The sequence below is a fragment of the Aeromicrobium sp. genome (assembly GCF_025965075.1).
Taxonomy (GTDB): domain Bacteria; phylum Actinomycetota; class Actinomycetes; order Propionibacteriales; family Nocardioidaceae; genus Aeromicrobium.
The window spans coordinates 1-7,693 of the sequence record NZ_JAOPXQ010000263.1 but is presented as its reverse complement, the minus strand read 5'-3'; the positions used below and the strand labels follow the sequence as shown (position 1 = coordinate 7,693).

The window sequence follows — 7,693 nt, the reverse complement described above, 5'->3', positions numbered from 1 at the left end:
TGATGCACGCCGGCGAGTCCGAGGGCACCCGCGTGCTCTACATCTCGCCCCTCAAGGCCCTCGCCGTCGACGTCGAGCGCAACCTGCGCTCCCCCCTGGTCGGGATCACCCAGGCGGCGGCCCGCCGTGGCGACGACTTCCGGGAGGTCACGGTCGGCGTGCGCTCCGGCGACACCCCGCAGCGGGAGCGCCGCGCCCTGGTCCAGCGCCCGCCCGACATCCTCATCACGACCCCCGAGTCGCTGTTCCTGATGCTGACGTCGGCGGCGCGCGAGACGCTGCGCCACGTCGACACCGTCATCGTCGACGAGATCCACGCGGTCGCGGGCACCAAGCGCGGCGCCCACCTCGCGGTCTCGCTCGAGCGGCTCGACGCGCTGCTGGACACCCCGGCCCGCCGCATCGGGCTCAGCGCGACGGTGCGGCCGCACGACGAGGTCGCCCGCTTCCTCGGTGGGTCGGGCCGGGTCCGGGTCGTCGCGCCCGAGGCCGCGACCCGGCTGGCGCTGGAGGTCGTCGTGCCGGTCGACGACCTGACCAAGATCCCGGCTCCCCCGCGTGACGAGGGCAGCGGCGCCCGGTCGCTGGCGCCCGGCGAGGACGAGCAGCCCCGCGGCAGCATCTGGCCCCACGTCGAGGAGGCGGTGATGCACCGCGTCCTCGAGCACCGCTCGACGATCATCTTCGTCAACTCCCGTGGCGTCGCCGAGCGGCTCACGGCCCGGCTCAACGAGGCCTACGCCGGGCACCTCGGCGTCGCGTCGGACGACACGTCCGAGCGGTCGCCGGCCCAGCTCATGGCGTCCAGCGGCACGGCCGACGGCGCCGAGCCCGTCCTGGCCCGCGCCCACCACGGATCGGTCAGCAAGGAGCAGCGGGCGCTGATCGAGGACGAGCTCAAGTCCGGTCGGCTCCGCTGCGTCGTCGCGACGTCGAGCCTCGAGCTCGGCATCGACATGGGCGCGGTCGACCTGGTGATCCAGGTGTCGTCGCCGCCCTCGGTCGCCAGTGGCCTGCAGCGGGTCGGGCGGGCGGGGCACCAGGTCGGCGAGATCTCGCAGGGCGTGACCTATCCGACGTCGCGCCAGGACCTGCTGGGCGCCGCGGTCACGACGTCGCGGATGCAGCAGGGCCTCATCGAGCGCCTTGACGTCCCGGCCAACCCACTCGACATCCTGGCCCAGCAGACCGTCGCCGCGACGGCGCTCGAGCCGCTCGACGTCGAGGAGTGGTTCGACACCGTGCGGCGCAGCGCCCCGTTCGCGACGCTGCCCCGATCGGCCTACGACGCGACCCTCGACCTGCTGTCGGGTCGCTATCCGTCCGACGAGTTCGCCGAGCTGCGGCCCCGGGTCGTGTGGGACCGCGACGCCGGCACGATCACGGGCCGGCCCGGCGCCCAGCGGCTCGCGGTCACCAGCGGGGGGACGATCCCGGACCGGGGCATGTTCTCGGTCAACCTGGCCGCCGGGACCGAGGAGACCGGGAGCCGCAAGGTCGGCGAGCTCGACGAGGAGATGGTCTACGAGTCGCGCATCAACGACGTGTTCGCCCTCGGCGCGACGAGCTGGCGGATCCAGGAGATCACGCACGACCGGGTCATCGTCACGCCCGCCTTCGGCCAGCCGGCTCGCCTGCCGTTCTGGAAGGGCGATGCGATCGGGCGACCCTACGAGCTCGGCGAGGCGATCGGGGGCTTCGTCCGCGAGGCGTCCGCCCTGGCACCCGATGCGCTGGCGGGCCGCACCGCCGGGCTCGGCCTGGACCGGCGGGCCTCGGACAACCTCGGTGCCTACCTGCGCGACCAGAAGGAGGCGACGGGCCAGGTGCCGCACGACCGGACGCTGCTGGTCGAGCGGTTCCGGGACGAGCTAGGCGACTGGCGTGTCGTGCTGCACTCACCGTTCGGCCGCCGCGTCCACGCCCCCTGGGCACTGGCCGTCGGCGCCCGCATCGTCGAGCGCTACGGCATGGACGGCTCGGTCGTGGCCAGTGACGACGGCATCGTGGCCCGCATCCCCGACACCGAGACGGAGCCACCCGGAGCGGACCTGTTCGTCTTCGAGCCCGACGAGCTCGACAAGATCGTGACCGAGGAGGTCGGTGGCTCGGCGCTGTTCGCCTCCCGCTTCCGCGAGTGCGCCGCCCGGGCGCTGCTGCTCCCCCGTCGCAATCCCGGGTCGCGCGCCCCCCTGTGGCAGCAGCGTCAGCGGTCCGCCCAGCTGCTCGACGTCGCCCGCAAGTACCCATCGTTCCCGATCCTGCTCGAGACCGCGCGCGAGTGCCTGCAGGACGTCTACGACCTGCCGGCCCTGACGACCCTGTCGACCCGACTCGCCTCTCGTGAGGTGCAGATCGCGGAAGTCACCACCGAGCGGGCGTCGCCGTTCGCCCAGACCTTGCTGTTCGGCTACGTCGCGGCCTTCCTCTACGAGGGCGACACCCCGCTGGCCGAGCGGCGGGCCTCGGCGCTGACCCTCGACCCGACCCTGCTGGCCGAGCTGCTGGGCCGGGCCGAGCTCCGGGAGCTGCTCGACCCCGAGGTCATCGAGCGCACCGAGCTCGAGCTGCAGCGACTCGCGGACGATCGTCGCGTCAAGGACCTCGAGGGGGTCGCGGACCTGCTGCGGATCCTCGGGCCGCTGGCCACTTCCGAGGTGGAGGCGCGCACCCAGCCCGACGTCGCGGGGCACGCAGCGGGCTGGCTGGCCGAGCTGCGGGACGCCCGGCGGGCCATCGAGGTCGCGGTCGCCGGCGAGGTCCGGTGGGCGGTCGTGGAGGACGCCGGCCGCCTGCGCGACGCCCTGGGTGTCGTCGTCCCCGCGGGGATCTCCGAGGCCCACCTCGAGGTCACGGCCGACCCGTTGACCGACCTGCTGTCGCGCTACTCCCGCACCCACGGCCCCTTCACGACCGCCGAGGCAGCGGCCCGGTTCGGGCTCGGCACCGCCGTCGCCGACCAGGTGCTGCGCCGGCTGTCCCGCGACGGGCGGCTGACCGAGGGCGAGTTCCGGCCGCAGGCGACCGGCAGCGAGTGGGTCGAGCCCGGTGTGCTGCGCCGGCTGCGATCCCGATCGCTCGCCGCGGCGCGCCAGCAGGTCGAGCCCGTCGACCCGCAGACGTACGCCCGATTCCTGCCCTCGTGGCAGGGTGTCGGCGGCAACCTCCGCGGCGCCGACGGCGTCCTGACCGCGATCGACCAGCTGGCCGGCCTGGCCCTGCCGGCGTCGGCGTGGGAGTCCCTCGTGCTGCCCGCCCGGGTGCGCGACTACTCCCCGGCGATGCTCGACGAGCTGACGACGGCCGGCGAGATCATCTGGTCCGGCGCCGGCACCCTGCCCGGCAACGACGGCTGGGTGCAGCTGCACCCGGCCGACCTCGTGCTGCGGGCCGCCGGGGCCCGGGCCCCCGACGACCTCTCCGCCCTGCACACCAGCATCGTCGAGGCGCTGGAGGGCGGTGGGGCGTTCCTGTTCCGCCAGCTCGCGGACGCGGTCGGCAGCGACGACCACGTCGGGCTGACCGCGGCGCTGTGGGACCTGGTGTGGTCGGGCCAGGTCAGCAACGACACCTTCAGCCCGATGCGCACGATGGTCGGCCGCGGCGGAGCGCACCGGACGACGCGACCCACGCCGCGGGCCCGCATCCACGGCCGGCGGGCCCGGTCACCGCGCGTCGCGCTGCAGGGACCGCCGACCGTCAGCGGCCGGTGGTTCGGCCTGACCGAGTCCGCGGCCGACAGCACGAGCCTGCAGCTGACCCGCACCGAGGCGCTCGTGGGGCGCTACGGCGTCGTGACCCGCGGGTCGGTCATGGCCGAGCAGACCCCCGGCGGCTTCGCCGGGGTCTACCGGCTGCTGCGTGAGCTCGAGCAGACCGGCTCGGTCCTGCGCGGCTACTACATCGAGACCCTGGGCGCCGCCCAGTTCGCCGCCCCGTCGACGGTCGACCGCATGCGCGGGCACGTCCGGGAGGACGAGCGGCCCAGCGACGCCGAGGCGATCACCCTCGCCGCGACCGACCCGGCCAATGCCTATGGCGCGGCCCTGCCTTGGCCGGCCCGCCGGGAGGACGACGACTCGACCCGGCACCGGCCGGCCCGCAAGGCGGGATCCCTCGTCGTGCTGCACGACGGCGCCCTGGTCCTCTATCTCGAGCGGGGCGGCAAGAAGGCGCTGGTGTTCGACGAGGACCCGGCTCGGCTCGCCGCGGCCGCCACGTCCCTGGCGCGCACGGTCCGCGCCCGCCGGATCAGCCGGCTCTCGATCGAGACCGTCGGCGGATCCCCCGTCGGCTCGTCTCCGCTCGGGGAGGCGCTGCTCGAGGCCGGGTTCGAGCGGACGATCAAGGGGCTGAGGATGGATGCCTGAGCGGCAGGGGCATACCGATGCCTGAGGGCGACACCGTCTGGCGGACGGCACACCACCTGCACGAGGCCCTCGCCGGCACGGAGCTGACCCGCACCGACTTCCGCGTCCCGGCCTTCGCGACGGTCGACCTGCGGGGCGAGGTCGTCGACGAGGTCGTCAGCCACGGCAAACACCTGCTGATCCGCACGCCGACCCACTCGATCCACTCCCACCTCAAGATGGAGGGGGCATGGCACGTCCAGCGGCTCGACACCCCGTGGCGCCGGCCCGGCCACTCGGCGCGTGCCGTCCTGACCAATGCCGGGTGGCAGGCCATCGGCTACTCGCTCGGCATCCTCGAGGTGATCGCCCGCGACGCCGAGGACTCCGTCATCGGCCACCTCGGCCCGGACCTGCTGGGACCGGGCTGGGACCTCGAGGAGGCCGTGGCCCGGACGTCGGCCGACCCCGACCGGCCGGTGTTCCTGGCCCTGCTCGACCAGCGCAACCTCGCCGGCTTCGGCAACGAGTACGTCAACGAGCTGCTGTTCCTGATGGGGCTGCTGCCGACCCGTCCGGTCGGCGAGGTGCCCGACCTGCGACGGGTCATCTCCCGGGGCCAGCGGATGCTCGACGTCAACAAGTCCCGGGTCGAGCGCTCCTTCACCGGCAGCACCCGCACCGGGGAGGACCGCTGGGTCTACTCCCGCGAGCGTGCCCGCTGCCGGCGGTGCGGGACGAGGCTGTTGACCGGCCGGCTCGGCGACCGGCCGACGGCCGAGCGCAACACCTTCTGGTGCCCGCACTGCCAGACGTGAGCCGTCAGGCGCCGACGGGCGCCGTCGCCCGGCCGAAGACCATGGCCTCCTCGAGATCGGTCCGCCTCATGTCACGGGAGTCGAGCAGCCAGTTCTGCCGGATCGTCCACGGCGCGGCGGCACCCTGTTGCGGCAGCAGGGCCGCGACCCGGGTGACGTACCCCGAGGTCAGGTCGAGGATGGGTCGCGGCTGACCGGAGGCGCCCCGCGGGTCGGGCATCCCGTAGTCGACGCCCTTGGCGTCCAGCAGGTTGACGAGCCGGCAGACGTATTGCGACGACAGGTCGGCGCGCAGCGTCCACGACGCGTTGGTGTAGCCGATGCACCACGCGAAGTTGGGGATCCCGCTGAACATCAGGCCCTTGTAGACGGACAGCTCGTGCGGGTCGATCGGGCGACCGTCGACCTCGAGCGCGATCTGGCCGAGGGCCACGACCTGCAGGCCCGTCGCGGTGACGACGATGTCGGCGTCCAGGTGCGCCCCCGAGTCCAGGTCGATGCCGGTCGGCGTGAACCCCGCGATCGTGTCGGTGACGATCGAGGCCTGACCCCGGCGGATCGAGCGGAACAGGTCACCGTCCGGGACGACGCACAGCCGCTGGTCCCACGGGTCGTAGTGAGGGGTGAAGGCTGCCATGTCGGTGCCCTCGGGCAGCTGCCGCTTCGCCCGGGCGAGCAGGATCTTCCTCGCCGCGGCCGGGAAGCGCCGGCAGAACAGGTAGAAGCCGATCGAGACGATCGCGTTCTTGCGGCGGACCACCCGGTGCGCGAGACCCGACGGCAGGACCCGGCGCACGCGCTGCGCGAGCCTGTCCTCGGCCGGCAGGCTCGTGATGTACGTCGGTGAGCGCTGCAGCATCGTGATGTGCGCGGTGTCCTGGGCCATCGCGGGGATCAGCGTCACGGCCGTCGCTCCGCTGCCGATCACGACGACCGTCTTGCCCGCGTAGTCCAGGTCCTCGGGCCAGGACTGCGGGTGGACGACCGTCCCGTTGTACGTGTCGAGGCCCGGGAAGTCGGGCGTGAAGCCCTGGTCGTAGCTGTAGTAGCCGCTGCAGAGGTAGAGGAACGCGGCGGTCCGCACGACCTGCCGGCCGTCGACGGAGGAGGTCACGGTCCAGCGGGCGTCGTCGGATGACCACGACGCCGACTCGACCCGATGACCGAACCGGATGCGCTCCCGGATGCCGAGCTCGTCGGCGGCGTCCTCGATGTACGTCCGGATGTCGGCTCCGTGCGCGATCGACCGGTCGTTGGTCCAGGGCCGGAATGGGAAGCTCAGCGTGAACATGTCCGAGTCCGACCGGATGCCGGGGTAGCGGAACAGGTCCCACGTGCCGCCGACCGCGTCGCGCGCCTCGAGGATCGCGTACGTCTTGCCGGGACACTGCTCCTGGAGGCGGTGGGCCGCCCCGATGCCGGACAGGCCGGCGCCGACGATGATGACGTCGACGTGCTCTGGAGTCGTCATGAAGGACCTTCCGAATACCGTGAGTATCTGAACTGTAGCCGAGCCATCGGCGTGGCTGAACCCGCCCACCCGCCGCCGGTTGCCCGTTCAGCCTAGGATTTCCCCCATGACCGAGCAGACCCGAGTGCCCGAGGCCGACCTGGGCTCCTTCGAGGAGTCGAACCGCGGGCTGGGCTGGCTCCTGACGATCGGCGGGGCGATCGGACTGCTGTCCGCCGCGATCCTGATCATCGACAAGATCGAGTTCCTCAAGCACCCCGACAAGGCGCTGAGCTGTGACATCAATGCGTTCGTGAGCTGCGGCGGTGTCATCAACACCGACCAGGCCTCGGCGTTCGGGTTCCCCAACCCGATCATGGGCGTCGCCGGCTTCGCGATCGTCGTGACGATCGGCGTCCTGCTGGTCGCGCGGGTGCGGCTGCCGGACTTCTTCTGGCTCGGGTTGCAGGCCGGAGTGCTGTTCGGGATCGGATTCGTGACCTGGCTGCAGAGCCAGAGCATCTACGAGATCGGCAAGCTCTGCCCGTGGTGCATGGTCGTGTGGGCCGTCACGATCCCGATCTTCATCTGGGTCACGGCGCGCAACCTGCGCTGGTTCGCCCCCGGCAACCCGGTCACGACGTTCGTCAGCGACTGGACCCTGCTGATCACGGTGCTCTGGTACGTCGCCGTGATCGCCGCGATCTGGTTCAAGTTCGGCTCGGACCTGTGGGCCTGAGGGCCTAGAAGGCGACGCGCTCCAGGACCCGCGCGAGCTTGACGTCGCGGTCGGTCACGCCGCCGGTGTCGTGGCTCGTCAGACGGATGTCGACCCGGTTGTAGACGTTGGTCCACTCGGGGTGGTGATTCATCTCGTCGATCGGGCCGGCAGCCCGGTTGATGAACGCGATCGCGGCGGTGAAGTTGTCGAACTCGAACGACTTGACGATCGCCTCCCCCTCCTGGGACCAGCCGGGGAGGCTCTCGAGGGCGTCTTCGATCTGGGCGTCGGTGAAGGCGGTCATGTCCTTCACGCTATCGGCGCAGGCCATCCGCGCAAGCGCGGCAGCGGAAGG

At 72.3% G+C, this 7,693-nt stretch carries 5 protein-coding genes; 3 read left to right on the top strand and 2 right to left on the bottom strand.

Going from position 1 to position 7,693, the window contains the following annotated elements; genetic code table 11:
- The first annotated feature begins 2 nt into the window (after positions 1 to 2).
- A complete protein-coding gene (locus tag JWQ91_RS15510) occupies positions 3 to 4,370 on the top strand; it encodes an ATP-dependent helicase (RefSeq protein ID WP_297786164.1) in 4,368 nt (1,455 codons plus the stop codon).
- A 17-nt stretch (positions 4,371 to 4,387) separates the two neighbouring features.
- The gene (locus JWQ91_RS15505; protein WP_297786161.1) at positions 4,388 to 5,167 is read left to right on the top strand and encodes a DNA-formamidopyrimidine glycosylase family protein; all 780 of its coding nucleotides are present in this window, start codon (positions 4,388 to 4,390) and stop codon (positions 5,165 to 5,167) included.
- A gap of 4 nt (positions 5,168 to 5,171) precedes the next feature.
- Here the strand turns inward: JWQ91_RS15505 and JWQ91_RS15500 are convergent, their stop codons facing one another.
- Complete coding sequence (locus JWQ91_RS15500; protein ID WP_297786159.1) at positions 5,172 to 6,638, bottom strand: NAD(P)/FAD-dependent oxidoreductase; 1,467 nt, start codon at positions 6,636 to 6,638, stop codon at positions 5,172 to 5,174.
- A gap of 106 nt (positions 6,639 to 6,744) precedes the next feature.
- On the opposite strand from JWQ91_RS15500, the gene JWQ91_RS15495 reads away from it, so the two are divergent.
- Positions 6,745 to 7,356: a vitamin K epoxide reductase family protein gene (locus tag JWQ91_RS15495; RefSeq protein WP_297786156.1), complete on the top strand. Its 612-nt coding sequence runs from the start codon at positions 6,745 to 6,747 to the stop codon at positions 7,354 to 7,356.
- Between the two features lie 4 nt (positions 7,357 to 7,360).
- On the opposite strand, the gene JWQ91_RS15490 is transcribed toward JWQ91_RS15495, so the two are convergent.
- Positions 7,361 to 7,642: a 4a-hydroxytetrahydrobiopterin dehydratase gene (locus JWQ91_RS15490; protein WP_297786153.1), complete on the bottom strand. Its 282-nt coding sequence runs from the start codon at positions 7,640 to 7,642 to the stop codon at positions 7,361 to 7,363.
- Positions 7,643 to 7,693 lie beyond the last annotated feature (51 nt).